This is a genomic window from Pseudomonas sp. Pse79, from assembly GCF_024519615.1.
Classification (GTDB): domain Bacteria; phylum Pseudomonadota; class Gammaproteobacteria; order Pseudomonadales; family Pseudomonadaceae; genus Aquipseudomonas; species Aquipseudomonas veronii.
In genome coordinates this window covers 1-20,020 of the sequence record NZ_JALJRR010000042.1, presented here as the reverse complement: position 1 = coordinate 20,020, position 20,020 = coordinate 1, and the positions used below count along the sequence as shown (strand labels likewise).

The window sequence follows — 20,020 nt, the reverse complement described above, 5'->3', positions numbered from 1 at the left end:
CCAACATTGGGGTTGGAACTAGCGCGGCTCGATATGCGCAATCATCAACTGCACGGTTTCCTGCCCACGGAACTCGTTCACATCCAGCTTGTAGGCCAACTCCACCCAACGCACGGTCGGGTTCGGCCAGACCTCACGGTCAACCCCAAACGCAATGCCATCGAGCTTCACGGAGCCGCATTCGCTCTTGAGCACCACTTTCAGGTGCCGCTCCCCCACCACACGCTGCTCGACCAACTGAAACACCCCGTGAAACAACGGCTCGGGGAAGTGCTGCCCCCAGGGGCCGGCATGCCGCAGCGCGCGCGCCAGCTCCAGGTGAAACTCTTCCACCGCCAGGGTGCCGTCGGACAATAGCCGGCCGGTCAAGTCTTCTTCGCGCAGTTGCCGACGCACTTCGGCATCGAAGGCCTGGGCAAACAACGGGAAATTCGCCTCGGGCAATGTCAGGCCGGCCGCCATGGCGTGACCGCCGTATTTGCTGATCAGGTTGGGATGCTGGCTCGCCACCACCGCCAGCGCATCGCGGATGTGAAAGCCCTGCACCGAGCGGCCTGAGCCCTTGAGCAGGCCATCACCGGCGTCGGCAAAGGCGATGGTCGGACGGAAATAGCGCTCTTTCATGCGCGACGCCAGGATCCCGATCACACCTTGGTGCCACTCCGGGTCGAACAGGCACAAGCCATACGGCATCGACTCCAGCGGCAAGTCCTTGAGCTGGGCCAGGGCCTCGCGCTGCATGCCTTGTTCGATGGATTTGCGGTCCTGGTTCATGCCGTCCAGTTGCGCGGCCATTTCCCGTGCAGCGGCGAAATCCGTGGTGAGCAGGCATTCGATGCCCAGACTCATATCGTCCAGGCGCCCGGCGGCATTGAGCCGTGGCCCGAGGATAAACCCGAGGTCAGTGGACGTGAGGCGAGCGTGGTCACGCTTGGCCACTTCGAGGATCGCCTTGATCCCCGGCCGCGCGCGACCGGCACGGATACGCTCGAGGCCCTGGTGGACCAGGATGCGGTTATTGGCGTCCAGCGGCACCACGTCGGCGACGCTGCCCAGGGCGACCAGGTCAAGCAACTCGCCAATGTTCGGCTGCTGCGTGTTCTCGTACCAACCCAGGCTGCGCAAACGGGCACGCAGGGCCATCAAGACATAAAAGATCACCCCGACCCCGGCCAACGCCTTGCTCGGAAACTCACAGCCGGGCTGGTTCGGGTTGACGATGGCATCCGCCGCCGGCAACTCATCCCCCGGCAAGTGGTGGTCGGTCACCAGCACCTTGAGCCCCGCCGCCTTCGCTGCCGCCACGCCTTCGACGCTGGAGATGCCGTTATCCACGGTGATCAGCAACTGCGGCTCGCGCTGCAGCGCTACGGCGACTATTTCTGGCGTCAGGCCGTAGCCGTATTCGAAACGGTTGGGCACCAGGTAATCGACATGGGCCGCACCGAGCAAGCGCAGGCCCAGGGTGCCCACCGTACTGGCAGTGGCGCCATCGGCGTCGAAGTCGCCGACGATCAGGATGCGCTGGCGTTGCTCCAAGGCCGTCACCAGCAGGTCTACCGCGGCGTCGATGCCCTTGAGCTGCTGATAAGGGATCAACCGCGCCAGGCTCTTGTCCAGCTCAGCCTCCGAGCGCACCCCGCGCGCGGCGTAGAGGCGGGTCAACAGCGGTGGCAAGTCACCGAGAAACGGCAGGACAGCAGGCAAAGGGCGGGGATCGATACGCATGGGACGCTGGGAAATTCTCTGTAGGGGAAATATTAGCGGCAAGCTACAAGCGCTAGCTCAACCGCGCTCGCCGATCAGCCATTGCAGTTGCACTTCATGCTGGCCACGATCATCGGTGACGAAGATCGTGCCTTCACTGATCATCACGTCCCACTTGATCACGCGGGGCATGTCCTTGGCCAGGGTCTCGAGGACTTCCTGCGGCACGGCGGCGATGTGGACGTTCTTCAGGGTTTTCGCCACCGGAATCACCTTGCCTTCCCACACGCGCAGGCTGCCGTAAGCCAGCAGACTGGTACGCTCGGCACGACGCGAGCACCAGGTCAGGCGGTCGGCATCGGGCTGGCCGACTTCGATCCAGTGCAAAACCCGATCATCCAGACTTTTTTCCCACAGGGCTGGCTCGTCTACATCTGACAGACCACGGCCAAACGACAGCTGCTCGCTGTACCAAAGGGCGTAGGCCAGCAGACGCACGGTCATGCGCTCTTCGGTTTCCGAAGGGTGGCGGGCAATGGTCTGTTTGACGCTCTCGTACACCGAGCGATCGAGGTCGGTGAGGTTGAGTTCGAACTTGTAGGTCGTGGACGGCTGGGCCATGAACGGGCTTCTAGAGACAGGGAAAGGCGGGCAGTCTAACCGATGGTAGGGCTATTCAACGAATCCTGCGCTGCATCATCCTTATCCCTGCGCGACTCGCCTATGTTAAAAGGCATTACACCACTGTGCTGCGTATGAAAGGTTCCTCATGTCGTTTAACGCCAAACCGCTTGCCGGCCTGAAAGTCATCGAACTCGGCACCCTGATCGCCGGCCCGTTCGCTTCACGCATCTGCGCCGAATTCGGCGCCGAAGTGATCAAGGTCGAATCCCCGGACGGCGGCGACCCGCTGCGCAAATGGCGCAAGCTGTACGAAGGCACCTCGCTGTGGTGGTTCGTGCAGGCGCGCAACAAAAAATCACTGACGCTGAACCTCAAGCACCCCGACGGCCTGGCCATCCTCAAGCAGTTGCTGGCGGACGCCGACATCCTGATCGAGAACTTCCGCCCCGGCGTCCTGGAAAAGCTCGGCCTGAGCTGGGACACCCTGCACGCGCTGAACCCCAAGCTGGTGATGGTGCGCCTCTCGGGCTTTGGCCAGACCGGCCCGATGAAAGACCAGCCGGGGTTTGGCGCGGTCGGCGAATCGATGGGCGGGCTGCGTTACATCACCGGTTTTGAAGACCGCCCGCCGGTACGCACCGGGATTTCCATCGGTGACTCCATTGCCGCCCTGTGGGCGGTGATCGGCGCGCTGATGGCGTTGCGTCACCGCGAGGTCAACGGCGGGCTGGGCCAGGTGGTGGATGTGGCACTGTATGAGGCCATCTTCGCCATGATGGAAAGCATGATCCCGGAGTTCGATGTGTTCGGGTTCATCCGCGAACGCACCGGCAACATCATGCCCGGCATCACACCGTCCTCGATCCACACCAGCGCGGACGGCAAGCATGTGCAGATCGGCGCCAACGGCGATGCGATCTTCAAGCGCTTCATGTCCGCCATCGGCCGTGAGGATCTGGCCAACGACCCGCAATTGGCCAGCAATGACGGGCGTGACGAGCGCCGCGACGAGCTGTATGGCGTGATTGATCGCTGGGTCAATTCGCTGCCGCTGGAACAGGTGGTCGAGCAGCTCAACAAGGCCGAGGTGCCGGCCAGCCGCATCTATAGCGCCGAAGACATGCTCGGGGACCCGCAATTCCTGGCGCGGGAAATGTTCCTCAAGGCGCAACTGCCCGACGGCAAGGACTTCAAGATGCCAGGCATCGTGCCCAAGCTCTCCGACACCCCTGGCAGTTGCGAGTGGGTGGGGCCGCAACTGGGCGAACACAACAGCGTGGTACTCGGTGAGCTGGGCTATGACGCGGCGGCCATCATCCGCTTACGTGAGCAAGGGGCGATCTGATGGCGCGTTCAAGATAATGACTCGCCGCTGGCTATTGCACCTGTGCGCGCCCTTGCTGGCGCTATTGCCGCTACCTACCCAGGCGGCGCAGACCTTGATCTGGCTGGTTCGCGACCTGCCGCCGCTGACGATCTTCGAAGGCCCGCAAAAAGGCCAGGGCGCCATCGACGAATTGTTGCCGATGCTGATGGAGCACCTGCCGGAGTATCAGCACCAGGTCCAGCACGTCAACCGTGCGCGGGGCATGCAGATGCTCCAGGCGCCCTCCCTCACCTGCGACCCTACCCTGCTGTGGACGCCGGAGCGGACCCAATGGATTGTGTATTCCGGCCAGGCGTTTCCCGTGGTGAGCAATGGCGTGGTCGTCCGCCAGCAAAACCGTGAAGTCCTGGCGCCCTTTATCGTGCAAGGCAAGGTCGACCTGGACGCGATGCTACGGGACAAGAGCACACGCCTGGGCATCATCGCCGAGCGCAGCTACGGGCCATTCATCGACGGCATGCTGCAGCAAGGCGACACGCACAATCGAGTGATGCACTACGGCACCGACGCCTTGGGCAGCCTGCTGCAAATGCAGCGCCTGGGACGCCTGGAAGGCGTACTGGGTTACTGGACCGAAATTCGCTATCACGCATTGCGGCAAGGCATCGATCCCGAAGGGCTGGCGTTCTATCCGATTGCCGGCACCGCGCCCTATCAGCACATCCATATCGGTTGTTCGGATACGCCCGAGGGGCGCGAGGTCATGGCGCGTATCAACCAGTTGCTGGGCAACCTGCCGCAGGCGCAGTTGCTGCGTTCCTACGCGTCATGGCTCGACCCGGCCCTGCGCGAGCAATACCTGCTGGACCATTCGCGATTCTATGAAGAAGTGCCCACCCCGTGATAAATCGCGGGCAAAAAGAAACCCCGAAGAGTGGGGAGACACTTCGGGGTTAAACGTGGCCTACAAAGACCAGTACAGCAAGTCACAAACACCGGAGCACAATGTCTGCTCTTGCTGTTACTAAATCTGACCGGCCACGCCGTAGGAAGTTTCCGCGGATAAACAATTCTTCATGCGAGGGCGCTGCTGCGGGTCTGGGCCGCATTGCGCAAGGCAGCGATGACCGAGGGCTCCAGGCGCCCTTCGGCGATTTTCAGATCGCGCAGCAAGCAATCCACGACATCCACCAGGACGCGCTTGTCGGTCAGTTGCGCCCGGTCGACTTCACGCTCGACCACGATGGCACCAGCAGGGTTCTTTACGGTTACCAGGCACTCGCCCTGCACACCAGCGGTGGTCAGCGTAACCTGATAAGGGCTCAGCGCTTCTTCGAGCAATAGGCTGATACTTTCCATTTCGATCACCACTCAATAGTTCGGGAACAATCGTTTCAATGGGGGTTGCCTCTCTCCTAAGTGACTGTTTGTAACGTAGGAAAGTTCGCTTTTTCGTGTTTATGGAGCCGTCAGGGAGTGACTTGATCCAGCATGCGCTTGCAACATGACAACGAAAAAACGGCCGCACATAACTGCTTACGCAATGGGCGGCCGTTTCGGGGTTCGCCCTGCAACGCGGCGGAGGGTGAACCCTATATTTGGTAAGCGCTGATCACGCTGTCACGCAGCTAGAAGTGCATGTCAAAGGCCCTTATTGCTAAGGATGAACATGATGGTGGAACACAACGAACAACAAGCGTCGATGGAGAAGATGCATGCTGACGTATCTCGCATCTATGCCGAGATTTCACGCATGCATGCCGAGCGAGGCAAGCTCAACGCAGAGTCCTTGAAGATAACCTGTGAGACTTTCTGGTACCCCGTGGGTATCGCCACGGGTTTCTACGCCGCTGTCGGCACCGTGATTGTCGTGGCGCAGAAACTACTCTCATAACGCTCAGCAACCCGGGCCTGCCTGAAACGAAAAACGCCGCTGACCCACGGAAGGGAAAGCGGCGTTTTTGTCTGCGCCAGGGCGCCGGCAGTTTGCCTTACAGCGGCTTACCGCGATTGCCATGCTGGCTGACAAACGCCTGCATCGCCTTCAGGTCATTCGGCAGCACGGTGCAACGCTCTTCACGCTCGAACAGGTCGGACAGATGCTCCGGCAACTCCAGCGCCTTGCCAACGCCGGCCTTCTCCACCGCTTCCGGGAATTTGACCGGGTGCGCGGTGCCGAGGATCACCATCGGGATATCCAGGCTGCGACGGCATTCGCGTGCAGCCCTCACGCCGATAGCGGTGTGCGGGTCGAGCAGTTCGCCGGTCTGGGCATAGACTTCTGCGATGGTTTCGCAGGTCTGTGCATCGTCCACGGCCAGGGAGTCGAACAGCTTGCGGGTTTCGGTCCAGCGCTCTTCATCGACACTGAAACCGCCACCGCTTTTGAAGGTGTCCATCAAGCCGGCAATCGCCGCACCGTTGCGGCCGTGCATGTCGAACAGCAGGCGTTCGAAGTTCGACGACACCATGATGTCCATCGACGGCGACAAGGTGGCGTGCAGGGTTTCCTTGACGTACTGGTTGCCGCTCATGAAGCGGTGCAGGATGTCGTTGCGGTTGGTGGCGACGATCAACTGATTGATCGGCAGGCCCATGTTGCGCGCCAGGTAGCCGGCGAAGATGTCGCCGAAGTTGCCGGTCGGCACCGAGAACGACACCGAACGCGCCGGCCCGCCCAGCTGCAGCGCGGCGTGGAAGTAGTAGACGATCTGGGCCATGATCCGCGCCCAGTTGATCGAGTTCACCGCAACCAGGCGCGTGCCCTTGAGGAAGCTCTGGTCAGCGAAGCTGTTCTTGACCATTTCCTGGCAGTCGTCGAAGTTGCCTTCGATAGCGATGTTGTGGATGTTTTCACCGAAGATGGTGGTCATCTGCCGACGCTGTACTTCCGACACGCGCTTGTGCGGGTGCAGGATGAAGATGTCGACGTTTTCGCAGTGCTTGCAGCCTTCGATGGCCGCCGAGCCGGTATCACCGGAAGTGGCGCCGATGATCACCACGCGCTCGCCGCGCTTCTCCAGCACGTAATCGAGCAGGCGCCCCAGCAGTTGCAGAGCGAAGTCCTTGAACGCCAGGGTCGGGCCATGGAACAGCTCCAAAACCCACTCATTGCCATTCAGTTGGCGCAGAGGCGCGATGGCGTTGTGGGAAAACACGCCGTAGGTCTCTTCCAGGATCTTTTTGAAATCCGCATCCGGAATGCTGCCGGTGACGAACGGGCGCATCACCCGGAACGCCAGTTCGTGATACGGCAGGCCGGCCCAGGAAGCGATTTCTTCCTGGGTGAAGCGTGGCAGGTTTTCCGGCACGTACAGGCCGCCGTCGGTGGCAAGGCCTGCCAACAGGACGTCTTCGAAATTCAGGGCCGGTGCCTGGCCGCGGGTGCTGATGTAACGCATGACTGGCTCCTCTAAAACATTCTCGAACAGGGGCCGCCGATCACACGGGGCCCCTGGAACAAATCGGTTAGTTCAGGTGTTCGACGCGAATCCGTACCACCGGGCCCACTACGCCTTGCAAGGCTTCCAGGGCTTTGATGGCATCGTTGATGTGCTGCTCGAGCACGCGGTGAGTCAGCAGGATCATCGGCACCTGGCCGTTCTGCTCCTCGACTTCCTTCTGCATGATCGACTCGATGTTGATGCCACGTTCCGACAGGATGCTGGCAACCTGGGCCAGTACGCCCGGATGATCCTTGGCCTGGATGCGCAGGTAGTAGGCGCTTTCGCACGCCTCGATCGGCAGGATCGGGTGGGCCGACAGCGAATCCGGCTGGAAGGCCAGGTGCGGCACGCGGTTTTCCGGGTCGCTGGTCATGGCGCGAACCACGTCCACCAAGTCGGCGATCACCGACGAAGCGGTCGGTTCCATACCGGCGCCGGCACCGTAGAACAGGGTCGAACCGGCGGCGTCACCGTTGACCATCACGGCGTTCATCACGCCATTGACGTTGGCGATCAGGCGGTCGGCCGGGATCAGCGTCGGGTGTACGCGCAACTCGATACCGGCCGCGGTGCAGCGCGCCACGCCCAGGTGCTTGATGCGATAGCCCAGGGCTTCGGCGTAATTCACGTCGGCAGTGGTCAGCTGGGTGATGCCTTCGGTGTAGGCCTTGTCGAACTGCAGCGGGATGCCAAAGGCAATGGACGCAAGGATGGTCAGTTTGTGCGCCGCGTCGATGCCTTCAACGTCGAAGGTCGGGTCGGCTTCGGCGTAACCCAGGGCCTGGGCTTCGGCCAGCACGTCTTCGAAGGTGCGGCCCTTCTCGCGCATTTCGGTGAGGATGAAGTTACCGGTGCCATTGATGATGCCGGCCACCCAGTTGATGCGGTTGGCGGACAGGCCTTCACGGATCGCCTTGATCACCGGGATACCACCGGCCACCGCGGCTTCGAACGCGACGATCACGCCCTTCTCACGCGCCTTGGCGAAGATCTCGTTGCCGTGGACGGCGATCAGCGCCTTGTTGGCGGTGACCACGTGCTTGCCGTTTTCGATCGCCTTGAGCACCAGCTCGCGGGCAATGGTATAGCCGCCCACCAGCTCGATGACGATATCGATTTCTGGGTTGGTCGCCACGGCGAAGACATCGTTGGTAATCGCAATACCGGTCGTTTCGAACTGAGGCTTTGGCGAACGCGTGGCAATTTGCGCCACTTCAATCCCGCGCCCTGCACGGCGGGAAATTTCTTCAGCATTACGCTGAAGTACGTTGAAGGTGCCGCCACCGACGGTCCCTAACCCACAGATGCCTACTTTGACCGGTTTCACTGAAGAACTCCCCATGAAACGGCCGACGCAAGGTCGGCCGTGGAAAACAGCCGCACAACCGCGGCTTTCAATTAATGGCCCATCGACTTATCGAAGGGCCATGATCGTCAAAGGTTCGACGATGCTGGTTTATTTGGCACTCAGCGCCAGTTTGGCAACTTGCGGTGCCGGCTGATAGCCCGGAATCACCTGGCCGTCAGCCAAAACGATGGCCGGTGTACCGTTCACACCAATGGACTGGCCCAGGGCGAACTGCTTGGAAACCGGATTGGCGCACTTGGCCGCTTTGATTTCCTTGCCGTCGACCATCTTGTCCATCGCCGCTTTCTTGTCGGCCGAGCACCAGACCGCCTGCAACTGCTCGTCGCCCGGCGAACCGAGGCCCTGACGCGGGAACGCGACATAGCGCACTTCCACACCGAGCTTGTTCAGCGCCGGCACTTCGGCGTGCAGCTTGTGGCAGTACGGGCAGGTGGTGTCGGTGAACACGGTGATGTGCGTCTTGGTCTCGCCGATGGCCGGGTAGACCACGGTTTCTGCAACCGGAATGCCGTTGATCAGCTTGGACACGCCCAGGCGCTCGGCTTTCTCGGTCAGGTTGACCGGCTTACCGTCCTTCAACTGGAACAGGTAGCCCTGGACAATGTACTGGCCGTCGGCACTGGCATACAACACGCGGCTGCCCTTGAGCTTGACTTCGTACAGACCGGCCATCGGGCTGGCACTGATGCTTTCGATCGGTGTGTCGAGTTGCAGGTTGGCCAGGCTCTTGCGAATAGTCTGCTCGGCAGCGTCATCGGCGACGGCAAAGGTGGAAACCAACGCAATGGCTGCGGCGGCAATAATCTGGGTCAAGCGCATGGGAACTCCTGAAGGCAGATGCAGGGACGGGTGTGTCGAACACCGATCTGGAAACACGGCACTGTAATCACAAGTCACGCCGTCCCCTTTGCTAACCGGCAAAGCCTACCACAGTTGGGCCGCAGGGCAGCCCGTGGCGGGATAATTTGGCGGGTTTCAGCCTCGCGGATGGTGCTTGGCGTGCATATCCTGCAAGCGCGCCCGTGCCACATGGGTGTAGATCTGGGTTGTGGATAAGTCGCTGTGGCCAAGGAGCATTTGCACCACGCGCAAATCCGCGCCGTGGTTGAGCAAATGCGTGGCAAATGCATGGCGCAGGGTATGCGGCGACAGGCTCTTACCGATCCCCGCCACCTTGGCCTGGTGCTTGATGCGATGCCAGAAAGTCTGGCGGGTCATCTGCTCACCGCGCTGGCTGGGGAACAGCACATCGCTGGGGCGCCCACCGAGCAGTTCGCCGCGCGCATCGCGCATGTAGCGCTCGACCCACACAATCGCTTCTTCGCCCATCGGCACCAGCCGCTCCTTGCTGCCCTTGCCCATCACCCGCAGCACGCCCTGGCGCAGGTTGACTTGCTCGAGGGTCAGGCTGATCAGCTCGGTCACCCGCAGGCCGCAGGCGTACAGCACTTCGAGCATGGCACGGTCGCGCTGGCCGATGGCTTCGCTCAAGTCCGGGGCGGCGAGCAAGGCGTCGACATCGGCTTCCGACAAGGATTTGGGCAACGGCCGACCCAATTGCGGCATGTCGACCTGTAACGTCGGGTCGAGGGCAATGAGCTTTTCCCGCAGCAGGTAGCGATAAAAGCCACGCACACCGGAAAGGAAGCGCGCTGTGGAGCGCGGCTTGTAGTTCTGCTCCAGGCGCCAGGCCAGGTGATCGAGGATCAACTCACGGCCGGCATTGATCAGCTCGAGGTTTTTTTCCTGCAGCCAGCCGTTGAACAGCGCCAGATCGCTGCGGTAGGCCTGGCGGGTGTTGTCCGACAGGCCTTTTTCCAGCCAGAGGGCGTCGAGGAAGCGGTCAATCAGAGGGTGGTCGATGGCGGGCATGGGGGCTCAGGCAGATGACGGAGGTGTCTGGTAGATCCTATCGCAGGCAAGTCGGCTCCCACATTGGATTTGTGTCGTGCATCGATTTCATGACCACTAATGATCAAGTGTGCAAGCTGGCCCGCCTGCGATAGGCGCGCCGCCGACCCGGCCCCGTCAATAAATCCCAGGCACAAAAAAAGCAGCCCGCAGGCTGCTTTTTTTCTGCATCGGGAAGCTGGACTTAAGCCAGTTTTTCCTTGATGCGAGCTGCTTTACCGGACAGGTCACGCAGGTAGTACAGCTTGGCTTTACGCACGTCACCGCGACGCTTAACAGCCATGCTGTCGATTTGCGGGCTGTAGGTCTGGAAAGTACGCTCTACGCCAACACCGTTGGAGATTTTACGAACAGTGAAAGCACTGTTCACACCACGGTTACGCTTGGCGATTACCACGCCTTCGAACGCTTGCAGACGCGAACGGTCGCCTTCCTTCACTTTCACCTGAACGACAATGGTGTCGCCCGGGGCAAAGGTAGGGATCTCTTTGGTCATCTGCTCTGCTTCGAGTGCAAGGATGATTTTGTTAGTCATGCTGTGCTCCTAAGGTAAGTCAATGGACCTACCATCGATACGTTGTTAACTATCGTCCCGCGCGAGGATGTATTCCTCGAGCAGCTTCTTCTCTTCTCCAGAAAGCGAGCGGCTTTCCAGAAGATCGGCGCGTCGTTCATAGGTCCGACCAAGGGACTGCTGTAAACGCCAACGCCGGATGTGTGCGTGATTGCCACTTAGCAATACGTCGGGAACACGCTGATCCGCATACACCTCCGGTCGGGTGTAGTGCGGGCAATCCAGCAAACCATCCGTGAAGGAATCTTCCTCCGCGGAGTCCGCATGCCCTAAAGCTCCAGGCAGCAGTCGTGTAACCGCATCTATCAGGACCATCGCCGGCAGCTCACCGCCAGACAGGACATAGTCCCCAATCGACCACTCTTCATCGACATGAGCTTCAATGAAACGCTCGTCAATGCCTTCATAGCGACCGGCAATCAGGATCAGTGCTTCCTCATTCGCCAGTTCGCGTACCGCCGCCTGTTTCAGCTGACGGCCTTGAGGGGACAGGTAAATTACCTTCGCCTTCTCCCCGGCGGCAGCCTTGGCCTGAGCCAACGCGTCTTCCAGGGGCTTGATCTTCATCACCATGCCCGGGCCACCGCCAAATGGGCGATCGTCCACAGTGTGATGTCGATCCGTCGTGTAGTCTCGCGGGTTCCAACAGGTGAGCTGCAAGAGCCCCTGTTTCACCGCCCGACTGGTGATGCCGTACTCGCTGATGGCGGAGAACATCTCGGGAAACAAACTGATCACTTCAATGCGCAAATTAGCCACGCTTAGAAGTCCGCGTCCCATTCCACCTTCATCTCGCCCGCGGCCAGGTCGACGGCCAACACGCATTGCTCGGTATAGGGCAACAGGCGTTCGCGATCATCCAGGCTGCCAGCGCAAGGCTTGACCACCATTACATCATTGGCGCCGGTTTCCAGAAGATGATCGATTTTCCCGAGCAATTGCCCGAGTTGATCAATAACCTTCAGACCTTCCAGCTGGTACCAGTAGTACTCGCCGTCGGTCAATTCAGGGAACAGGTTGCGCGGCACGCAGATCTCATAACCGGCCAGAAGACGAGCTTCTTCACGATCATCAAGACCCTTGAGCTTTGCGACCAGGAACTTATCGTTCCCGCGTCCACTGACCAGCTCGACCTGTTTCACATTCCCCTCGCGCTTGAGCGTCCAGGTTTTGTACTGCAACAGGTTTTCAGTCGGATCAGTAAAGGAATACACCTTCACTTCGCCGCGAACGCCATGAACAGAGTAAATCTTGCCGATAACGATCAAATCATCAGCAACAGCTGGCGTCGCGTTCATATTGCTCAGGCTGCGGCCTTAGCCGAGTCCTTCAACAACTTGGCAACACGCTCGGAAGGCTGTGCACCAACGCTCAGCCAGTAGGCTACGCGCTCTTGGTTCACGGACAGACGAACTTCTTGACCACGAGCAACAGGGTTGAAGAAACCAACCTGTTCCTTGTGCGAACCGTCACGCGGGTTGCGGCTGTCGGTTACGGTCAAGTGGTAAAACGGGCGCTTTTTGGAGCCGCCAAGGGCAAGACGGATTGTTAGCATGTGAACATCGTTCCTGTAGTCGGTGCTGCAAATCTAAATGCACAGCGGGCATAGGTGCCCGAAAGGCCGCATATTCTAAGGAATATCCGGACTTTTGCAAATGTCTTTTTCTGGCGCCTATCAGCGTGCCATTCAGATCTGCTATAGAGCCGTCGGTTAAAACGGCAAGTCAGCTCCCGCCAGACGGCGGGTTTGCTGGAGATCCCACATCCCTGCGGGTCGGAGCAGGAGCATGCTCCCGCTCGAATACTTTACATTTTCGGCATGCCGCCGCCGGGCAACATACCGCCCATGCCGCGCATCATCTTGGCCATTCCGCCCTTGGCGGAGAATTTCTTCATCATCTTCTGCATCTGCTTGTGCTGCTTGATCAAGCGACCGATGTCCTGCACCTGGGTGCCGGAGCCCATGGCGATCCGACGCTTGCGCGAACCGCTGATCAGCTCAGGGTCGCGGCGCTCGGCCGGGGTCATGGAGTTGATGATGGCTTCCATCTGCTTGAACTGCTTCTCTGCCGCGCCCTGGGCATTGCCCATTTGCGCCAGGTTCACACCGCCGATGTTCGGCAGCTTGTCCATCAGGCCGCCGAGGCCGCCCATGTTCTTCATTTGTTGCAACTGATCGCGGAAGTCTTCGAGGTCGAAGCCCTTGCCCTTCTTCAGTTTCTTGGCCAGTTTATCGGCCTTGTCCTTGTCGAGCGTCGCTTCGGCCTGCTCGATCAGGCTGAGCACGTCGCCCATGCCGAGGATACGCGAAGCGATACGTTCAGGGTGGAACGGTTCGAGCGCGTCGCTCTTCTCGCCCATACCGATGAATTTGATCGGCTTGCCGGTGATGGCGCGCACCGACAGCGCGGCACCGCCACGGGCGTCGCCGTCGACCTTGGTCAGGATCACGCCGGTCAGCGGCAGTGCGTCACCAAAGGCCTTGGCGGTGTTGGCCGCATCCTGGCCGGTCATGGCGTCGACCACGAACAGCGTCTCGACCGGGTTGATCGCGGCATGCAGCGCCTTGATCTCGCCCATCATCTCTTCGTCGATGTGCAGGCGACCGGCGGTATCGACGATGACCACGTCGATGAACTTCAGCCTGGCTTCTTTGATCGCCGCGTTGGCGATGTCGACCGGCTTCTGGCTCAGGTCGGACGGGAAGAAGGTCACGCCCACTTCGCCCGCGAGCATTTCCAGCTGCTTGATGGCCGCCGGACGGTATACGTCGGCCGACACCACCATCACGGTTTTTTTCTTGCGCTCTTTAAGGAAGCGCGCCAGCTTGCCGGCGGTGGTGGTCTTACCCGCACCTTGCAGACCGGCCATCAGCACGACGGCCGGCGGCACGGCGCTGAGGTTCAGGTCTTCGTTGGCCGCGCCCATCAGGCTTTCGAGCTCGGCCTGGACGATCTTCACAAAAGCCTGGCCCGGCGTCAGGCTGCGGGACACTTCGGTGCCGACCGCGCGCTCCTTGACCGAGTTGACGAAGTCCTTGACCACAGGCAAGGCCACGTCGGCTTCCAGCAACGCCATGCGTACTTCACGCAGGGTGTCTTTGATATTGTCCTCGGTCAGCTTGGCCTTGCCGGTTACATGGCGCAGCGTCTGCGAGAGACGGTCAGTCAAGTTTTCAAACATGCGCGATCCTTTCAGGCCCTATGGTAGACCGAGGTAATGGCGGCCCAGGCTGTGATAAATCGCTATTAAAAACAGCGCTCGGCGAGCCTGCGGCGTGGGCAGGTCGCGGATTATAGCGAAGACTGCGCCCATGCACACCCGCTGTCTGGCCCTGAAGTCTTTCGTGGAACGCAGGTGTATGCCAAACTCAGCGCCTTTCGGGCTTGCCTAACAGGATTTATGCTCCCTTTGTCACCCAGTTTGCTACCCAGTCTCGCCGCCGCCTTTTTATATGCCGCTGCGACCCTCTACCAAGGCACTCGCCTGGCGCAAGGCGCCAAGGCCGACACTCGCCTGCTGGCAGGCCTTGGCGTGCTCGCCCTGCTCGCCCATGCCGCGAGCCTGTTCACCCACTTGATGACGCCGGTCGGCCTGGGCCTGGATTTTTTCAGCGCCGCCAGCCTGATCGCCGCCGCAGTGATCGCCCTCACGCTGATCGCCTGCGCACGCATCCCGGTGGAAAACCTGCTGGTGCTGCTATTCCCCCTGGGCATGCTGACGGTGCTGCTGGCGCAATTCGCCCCCACCGGCACGGTGCAGGTGATCGACGAAGAGCCGGGCATCCTTGCGCATATCCTGCTGTCGATCCTGGCCTACGGCATGTTCACCATCGCGGTGTTCCAGGCGTTGCTCCTGCTCGTGCAGGACCATCAGCTCAAGCACAAGCATCCGTCGGGCCTGATCAAGAACTTCCCGCCGCTGCAAACCATGGAAAGCCTGCTGTTCAGCTTCCTGTGGGCCGGCTGGACGCTGCTGTCGCTGTCGCTGATCTCTGGCTGGCTGTTCGTCGAGAACCTGTTCGCCCAGCACCTGGTGCATAAAACCCTGCTGGCGTGCCTGGCGTGGGTGGTGTTCAGTGTGCTGCTGTGGGGCCGCAACCGCCTTGGCTGGCGCGGGCACAAGGCGATCCGCTGGACCCTGGCCGGTTTCTGCCTGCTGATGCTGGCCTATTTCGGCAGCAAGCTGGTTCGCGAATACATCCTGCATATCTGACGGGCAGCGATCATGGACAACTTGCCCTTAGGGCCGATGCTCGCGGTAATCGCCTTGCTGATTTTGTGGGCGGCGCTGTTTACCGCCATCGAAGCCGCACAACAGCACCTGCTGGCCCTGCGCCCCGGTACCCGCCAGGGCGACAAAGCCGCCGCCCGCCTGCACTTCCCACGCCACAGCATGATCCTCTGCAACACCCTGTGCCGTGCTGGCGTGGTGATCCTTTGCACCCTGCTGGCGATCTATGCCTGGGCGCAAAACGGCGCGTGGCTGGGCTGGCTGGTCTCTTGCTCGATCCTGCTGGTGCTGGCCGATTACCTGCCGCGCGCCCTGGCCACCCGCCATCCGCAAGCGGTGCTGGGCTTCGGCAATGCCCTGCTGGGCGTGCCGCTGAAAATTATCTACCCCCTCGCCTGGCTGCTCAATGGCATCAGCCTGCTGTTGCTGCGCCCCTTTGCCCGCCCGCCGGGCATGGTGAAAAAAAGCGACGACCCGCAGCCCGACCATGATGACGAACCCGAGCCAGAGGGAGATGAACGTCGCACGCCCGGCATGCCCGGTATCCACGCGCTGGACAACATCACCGTCAACGACATCCTGGTGCCGCGCAGCGAAGTGGACGGCATCAACCTGGACGACTCGCTCGACGCGATCCTCGAGCAACTGCGCAACTCCCAGCGCACCCGCCTGCCGGTGTTCCACAGCGACATCAACCAAGTCGAAGCCGTGCTCAACACCCGGCTGATCCAGCACCTGCTACCGGATGCCAGCCTGACCAAGGAGACCTTGCTCGAGGCCTGCTACGAACCCTACTTCGTCCCGGAAAGCACGCCCCTGCAACTGCAACTGCTGAACTTCCACAAGCAACAGCGGCGCCTGGGCATGGTGGTGGACGAGTATGGCGAAGTGCTGGGCATCGTCACCCTGGAAGACATTCTCGAAGAAATCGTCGGCGAATTCGAAAGCGAACAAAGTGCCGACAACCCGCATATCGAAGCGCAACCGGACGGCCGCTACATCGTCGACGGCACCGCCTCGATCCGCGAATTGAACAAGAGCCTGGCCTGGCACCTGCCCAGCGACGGGCCCAAGACCCTCAACGGCCTGGTGACCGAAGCGCTGGAAACCATTCCCGATTGCGCGGTGTGCCTGAAGATCGGCCGCTACCGCCTGGAAATCCTCGAGACCGAAGACAACCGCGTGAGCAAGGTGCTGATCTGGCACACCAGCCGCGTGCCGGTTGCCACGTAGCCTCGCTGACGGAACACACTGATCCACTGTGTGCAGACGATCAGATTTTCCCCCTTGTTGGATGCGCAACCCCCTTCCTATAATCGGGTCGGCTTACCCAAGCCGCGCCCGACCGCGTGCTATCCGCACGGACCGCGTCCAGGCACTGCCTTGCCCTGTACGACCGGTGTCCGCTCTCATCCCGAGCCGCTCCGCCCACAACCCTGATCCATGGGTGTTCGACCAATAATAATCCGCGTCCAAACGCGCACTGCCCCTCAGGGATACCGCCATGAGCACCACCTATAACGAGGCTGCGACCGCCGCCCCGACCAACTCGACCGCCCGCGTCGCCACCGCCAGCATCGTCGGCACGGCCATCGAGTTCTACGACTTCTATATCTATGCCACTGCGGCCGCGCTGGTGATCGGCCCGGTGTTCTTCCCGCAGACCTCCGGCACGGCGCAGATGCTCGCGTCGTTCCTGACCTTCGGCATCGCGTTCATCGCCCGCCCGCTGGGTTCGGCGCTGTTCGGCCACTTTGGCGACCGTATCGGCCGCAAATCGACGCTGGTGGCTTCGCTGCTGCTGATGGGGGTGTGTACCACGCTGATCGGCTTGCTGCCGGGGTATGACAGCATCGGCGCCTGGGCACCGATTCTGTTGTGCGTGCTGCGTTTCGGCCAAGGCCTGGGGCTGGGCGGGGAATGGGGCGGTGCGGCGCTGCTCGCCACCGAGAACGCGCCGAAGGGCAAACGCGCGTGGTTCGGCATGTTCCCGCAACTCGGTCCTTCGATTGGCTTCCTGGCGGCCAACGGCCTGTTCCTGATCCTGGCCATGAACCTGAACGACGAGCAGTTCCGCAGTTGGGGCTGGCGCATCCCGTTCATCCTCAGCGCGGCGCTGGTGATGGTCGGCCTGTATGCGCGGCTGAAGCTGCATGAAACCCCGGTATTCGCCAGTGCGGTAGCGAAGGAAGCGCCGGTAAAAGTGCCGTTGGTGGAACTGTTCAGCCAGCATTGGCTGCCGGTGCTGCTGGGTGCCGCGTCGATGGTGGTGTGTTATGCGCTGTTCTATATCACCACGGCGTTTTCCCTGAGCTACGGCGTTTCGACCCTGGGCTACAGCCGCGAGACATTCCTCGGTTTGCTGTGTTTTGCCGTGTTGTTCATGGGCCTGGCGACGCCGCTGGCAGCCTTGGCCAGCGATCGATTCGGGCGCAAGCCGGTGCTGATTGTCGGTGCGCTGCTGGCGATTCTGTCGGGTTTCACCATGGAGCCGTTGCTGACCCACGGTTCGACCTGGGCCGTGGCGCTGTTCCTGGCCCTGGAGCTGTTCCTGATGGGTGTGACCTTCGCCCCAATGGGCGCGCTGCTGCCGGAACTGTTCCCGACCCGCGTGCGTTATACCGGCGCTTCGGCGGCGTATAACCTGGGTGGGATCGTCGGCGCGTCGGCGGCACCGTTCTTCGCGACCAAGCTGGTGGCGATGGGCGGGCTGAGTTATGTCGGCGGGTATGTGTCGGCGGCAGCGTTGCTGAGCTTGATTGCGGTGCTGTGCTTGAAAGAGACGCGGGATAACGATTTGAACAAGGTTGCCTGATAGATCGCTATCGGGGGCAAGCCCCCTCCCACATTTTGACCGCATTCCTACAGATTAAACGCGGTTAAGTGTGGGAGGGGGCTTGCCCCCGATAGGCACGACGCGGTTTAGAGCTCTACAACAACCGCCTGAGCCGCACGGGTCGCCTTGGCGCGAGCCGCTTCAATCGACTCATCCCGCGCCAACGCCACGCCCATGCGGCGCTGGCCGTTGACTTCCGGCTTACCGAACAGACGCAACGCCGTGTCCGGCTCGCTCAGGGCCGCGCCGAGGTTGGCGAAAGCGGTCTGGGTCGATTGCCCTTCCACCAGGATCACCGCCGACGCCGAAGGCCCGAACTGACGGATCAATGGGATCGGCAGGCCCAGGATGGCGCGCGCGTGCAGGGCGAACTGCGACAGGTCCTGGGAAATCAAGGTGACCAGGCCGGTGTCATGCGGGCGTGGCGACACTTCGCTGAACCACACCTGATCGCCCTTGATGAACAACTCCACGCCAAACAGGCCGCGGCCGCCCAGGGATTCCGTGACGGCCTTGGCCACGCGCTCGGATTCCGCCAGGGCAATCGGGCTCATGGCCTGAGGCTGCCAGGATTCCTGGTAATCGCCTTTCTCCTGACGGTGGCCGACCGGCGCACAGAAGGTCGTGCCGCCGATGTGGCGCACGGTCAGCAGGGTGATTTCGTAGTCGAAGTCGATAAAGCCTTCGATGATCACCCGGCCCTTGCCGGCACGCCCGCCTTCCTGAGCGTAATCCCAGGCTTTCTGCACGTCGTCGGCACTGCGCAGCAGGCTCTGGCCCTTGCCCGACGAACTCATCACCGGCTTGACCACACACGGGAAGCCCAGGTCTTGCACGGCCTTGCTGTAGTCTTCGAAGGTATCGGCGAAGTGGTACGGCGAGGTCGGCAGGTCCAGCTCTTCGGCGGCCAGGCGCCGGATGCCTTCGCGGTTCATGGTCAGCGACGCGGCGCGCGCGGTCGGGATCACGGTGAAGCCTTCGGCCTCCAGCTCCACCAGGGTGGCGGTGGCGATGGCTTCGATTTCCGGCACGATGAAGTGCGGTTTTTCCGCCTCGATCACCGCACGCAGGGCCGCGCCGTCGAGCATGTTGATCACATGGCTGCGATGAGCCACCTGCATCGCCGGCGCGTTGGCGTAGCGATCCACGGCAATCACTTCAACGCCCAGGCGTTGCAGTTCGATTACCACTTCCTTGCCCAGCTCACCGCAGCCACACAGCAAAACGCGGGTCGCGGTTGGCGACAATGGAGTTCCGATTCGGGTCATCTCAGGTCCTCAGGGGAGCGGATCATGGGGAGAAAGGCCGGCATTTTACATGAACTGCACAGATTGGCTTCAGTTGGCGATGGCACGTTTGCGGATACGCCAGGCCATGATCAGCCAGACCGCGGTGACCCCGGCGAATTTCGACGCCAGCGCGGTGCCCACCACGGCAGGCGTAAGCGCGCCGATCAAGCCGAGAAAGATAAAGGTATCGAGGGGAATGCTCAGCGCCGAACTTATCCACAGGCGATCGTGGAGCGGGCGCTTGGTAATGCTGAACACCAGCCAGTCAATGCACTCGGACACCGCGAACGCAGTGGCGCTGGCCAGCGCGATGGACGGGTCGGAGGTGATATACGACAGCGCCAGCGCCGCCAGCATGGCAAGGATCGCGCCGTGGCCGAAGCGGGTTTGCACCATGTCGCGCAGGATAAACACCAGGCCGCCCCAGGCGGACCAGATCACATCCAGGTGCGGCGCGGTGGAGAAGGCGAAGTTGATCAGCACGACGCTGCTGATGTAGGCGATCAGGAAGAGCATGGGGGGATGGACCTGTGGGTAATGCCGCACAGGGTACACAATTACAGGGATGTCGTCTGGGATGGCGCCATCGGGGGCGAGCCCCCTCCCACATTTTGACCGCGTTCCTACAGTTTAAACGCGGTCGAATGTGGGAGGGGGCTTGCCCCGGTACAGACCGGAGACATCCTTTACGTTTGAAACCGGAG

Annotated in this window: 20 protein-coding genes; 6 read left to right on the top strand and 14 right to left on the bottom strand. The window is 61.3% G+C overall.

Going from position 1 to position 20,020, the window contains the following annotated elements; translation table 11 throughout:
* Positions 1 to 18: 18 nt before the first annotated feature.
* Entirely contained in the window at positions 19 to 1,728 is a 1,710-nt protein-coding gene (gene recJ / locus NR164_RS29105; RefSeq protein WP_046487044.1) for a single-stranded-DNA-specific exonuclease RecJ, read from the bottom strand.
* A gap of 57 nt (positions 1,729 to 1,785) precedes the next feature.
* Positions 1,786 to 2,328: a YaeQ family protein gene (locus NR164_RS29100; protein WP_017846127.1), complete on the bottom strand. Its 543-nt coding sequence runs from the start codon at positions 2,326 to 2,328 to the stop codon at positions 1,786 to 1,788.
* A 148-nt stretch (positions 2,329 to 2,476) separates the two neighbouring features.
* On the opposite strand from NR164_RS29100, the gene NR164_RS29095 reads away from it, so the two are divergent.
* Together NR164_RS29095 and NR164_RS29090 are read left to right on the top strand one after the other, a co-directional pair.
* Positions 2,477 to 3,676 carry a CaiB/BaiF CoA-transferase family protein gene (locus tag NR164_RS29095; RefSeq protein WP_046382203.1) on the top strand — a complete coding sequence of 400 codons (1,200 nt, stop codon included), beginning with the start codon at positions 2,477 to 2,479 and terminating at the stop codon, positions 3,674 to 3,676.
* 16 nt (positions 3,677 to 3,692) lie between these two features.
* On the top strand, positions 3,693 to 4,562 hold the full coding sequence (locus NR164_RS29090; RefSeq protein WP_177032145.1) for a TIGR02285 family protein: 870 nt from the start codon (positions 3,693 to 3,695) through the stop codon (positions 4,560 to 4,562).
* A gap of 170 nt (positions 4,563 to 4,732) precedes the next feature.
* Here the strand turns inward: NR164_RS29090 and NR164_RS29085 are convergent, their stop codons facing one another.
* On the bottom strand, positions 4,733 to 5,017 hold the full coding sequence (locus NR164_RS29085; protein ID WP_017846130.1) for a DUF3509 domain-containing protein: 285 nt from the start codon (positions 5,015 to 5,017) through the stop codon (positions 4,733 to 4,735).
* Positions 5,018 to 5,330: 313 nt separating this feature from the next.
* Here NR164_RS29085 and NR164_RS29080 point away from each other — a divergent pair, with 313 nt between their 5' ends.
* The gene (locus NR164_RS29080) at positions 5,331 to 5,552 is read left to right on the top strand and encodes a hypothetical protein (protein WP_017846131.1); all 222 of its coding nucleotides are present in this window, start codon (positions 5,331 to 5,333) and stop codon (positions 5,550 to 5,552) included.
* 97 nt (positions 5,553 to 5,649) lie between these two features.
* Here the strand turns inward: NR164_RS29080 and thrC are convergent, their stop codons facing one another.
* The 9 genes from thrC to ffh form a co-directional block, all read right to left on the bottom strand.
* Positions 5,650 to 7,059, bottom strand: a complete 1,410-nt coding sequence (gene thrC, locus NR164_RS29075; protein WP_046382201.1) for a threonine synthase — start codon at positions 7,057 to 7,059, stop codon at positions 5,650 to 5,652.
* Between the two features lie 67 nt (positions 7,060 to 7,126).
* Positions 7,127 to 8,431, bottom strand: coding sequence for a homoserine dehydrogenase (locus tag NR164_RS29070; protein ID WP_017846133.1), 1,305 nt, complete (start codon positions 8,429 to 8,431; stop codon positions 7,127 to 7,129).
* Positions 8,432 to 8,560: 129 nt separating this feature from the next.
* Positions 8,561 to 9,292, bottom strand: a complete 732-nt coding sequence (locus NR164_RS29065; protein ID WP_003175893.1) for a thioredoxin fold domain-containing protein — start codon at positions 9,290 to 9,292, stop codon at positions 8,561 to 8,563.
* Between the two features lie 156 nt (positions 9,293 to 9,448).
* Positions 9,449 to 10,345: a site-specific tyrosine recombinase XerD gene (gene xerD / locus NR164_RS29060; RefSeq protein ID WP_017846134.1), complete on the bottom strand. Its 897-nt coding sequence runs from the start codon at positions 10,343 to 10,345 to the stop codon at positions 9,449 to 9,451.
* Positions 10,346 to 10,568: 223 nt separating this feature from the next.
* Complete coding sequence (gene rplS, locus NR164_RS29055) at positions 10,569 to 10,919, bottom strand: 50S ribosomal protein L19 (protein WP_003175895.1); 351 nt, start codon at positions 10,917 to 10,919, stop codon at positions 10,569 to 10,571.
* A 45-nt stretch (positions 10,920 to 10,964) separates the two neighbouring features.
* Positions 10,965 to 11,738 carry a tRNA (guanosine(37)-N1)-methyltransferase TrmD gene (gene trmD / locus NR164_RS29050; protein WP_169864091.1) on the bottom strand — a complete coding sequence of 258 codons (774 nt, stop codon included), beginning with the start codon at positions 11,736 to 11,738 and terminating at the stop codon, positions 10,965 to 10,967.
* Complete coding sequence (rimM, locus tag NR164_RS29045) at positions 11,720 to 12,256, bottom strand: ribosome maturation factor RimM (protein ID WP_008014731.1); 537 nt, start codon at positions 12,254 to 12,256, stop codon at positions 11,720 to 11,722. The genes trmD and rimM overlap by 19 nt, the downstream gene beginning before the upstream one ends.
* A 5-nt stretch (positions 12,257 to 12,261) precedes the next feature.
* Positions 12,262 to 12,513, bottom strand: a complete 252-nt coding sequence (gene rpsP, locus NR164_RS29040) for a 30S ribosomal protein S16 (RefSeq protein ID WP_003175899.1) — start codon at positions 12,511 to 12,513, stop codon at positions 12,262 to 12,264.
* A gap of 251 nt (positions 12,514 to 12,764) precedes the next feature.
* Positions 12,765 to 14,141, bottom strand: a complete 1,377-nt coding sequence (gene ffh / locus NR164_RS29035) for a signal recognition particle protein (protein WP_017846136.1) — start codon at positions 14,139 to 14,141, stop codon at positions 12,765 to 12,767.
* A gap of 219 nt (positions 14,142 to 14,360) precedes the next feature.
* Here ffh and NR164_RS29030 point away from each other — a divergent pair, with 219 nt between their 5' ends.
* From NR164_RS29030 to NR164_RS29020, 3 genes are all read left to right on the top strand, one after another.
* The gene (locus tag NR164_RS29030; protein ID WP_026139922.1) at positions 14,361 to 15,173 is read left to right on the top strand and encodes an inner membrane protein YpjD; all 813 of its coding nucleotides are present in this window, start codon (positions 14,361 to 14,363) and stop codon (positions 15,171 to 15,173) included.
* Between the two features lie 12 nt (positions 15,174 to 15,185).
* Positions 15,186 to 16,424 carry a transporter associated domain-containing protein gene (locus NR164_RS29025; protein WP_046382198.1) on the top strand — a complete coding sequence of 413 codons (1,239 nt, stop codon included), beginning with the start codon at positions 15,186 to 15,188 and terminating at the stop codon, positions 16,422 to 16,424.
* 271 nt (positions 16,425 to 16,695) lie between these two features.
* Positions 16,696 to 18,006, top strand: a complete 1,311-nt coding sequence (locus NR164_RS29020; protein ID WP_017846139.1) for an MFS transporter — start codon at positions 16,696 to 16,698, stop codon at positions 18,004 to 18,006.
* A gap of 107 nt (positions 18,007 to 18,113) precedes the next feature.
* Here NR164_RS29020 and purT read toward each other — a convergent pair whose 3' ends face one another.
* Both purT and NR164_RS29010 read right to left on the bottom strand, forming a co-directional pair.
* A complete protein-coding gene (gene purT / locus NR164_RS29015) occupies positions 18,114 to 19,295 on the bottom strand; it encodes a formate-dependent phosphoribosylglycinamide formyltransferase (protein ID WP_026139924.1) in 1,182 nt (393 codons plus the stop codon).
* A 69-nt stretch (positions 19,296 to 19,364) separates the two neighbouring features.
* Positions 19,365 to 19,832: a VUT family protein gene (locus NR164_RS29010; protein ID WP_256823589.1), complete on the bottom strand. Its 468-nt coding sequence runs from the start codon at positions 19,830 to 19,832 to the stop codon at positions 19,365 to 19,367.
* Positions 19,833 to 20,020 lie beyond the last annotated feature (188 nt).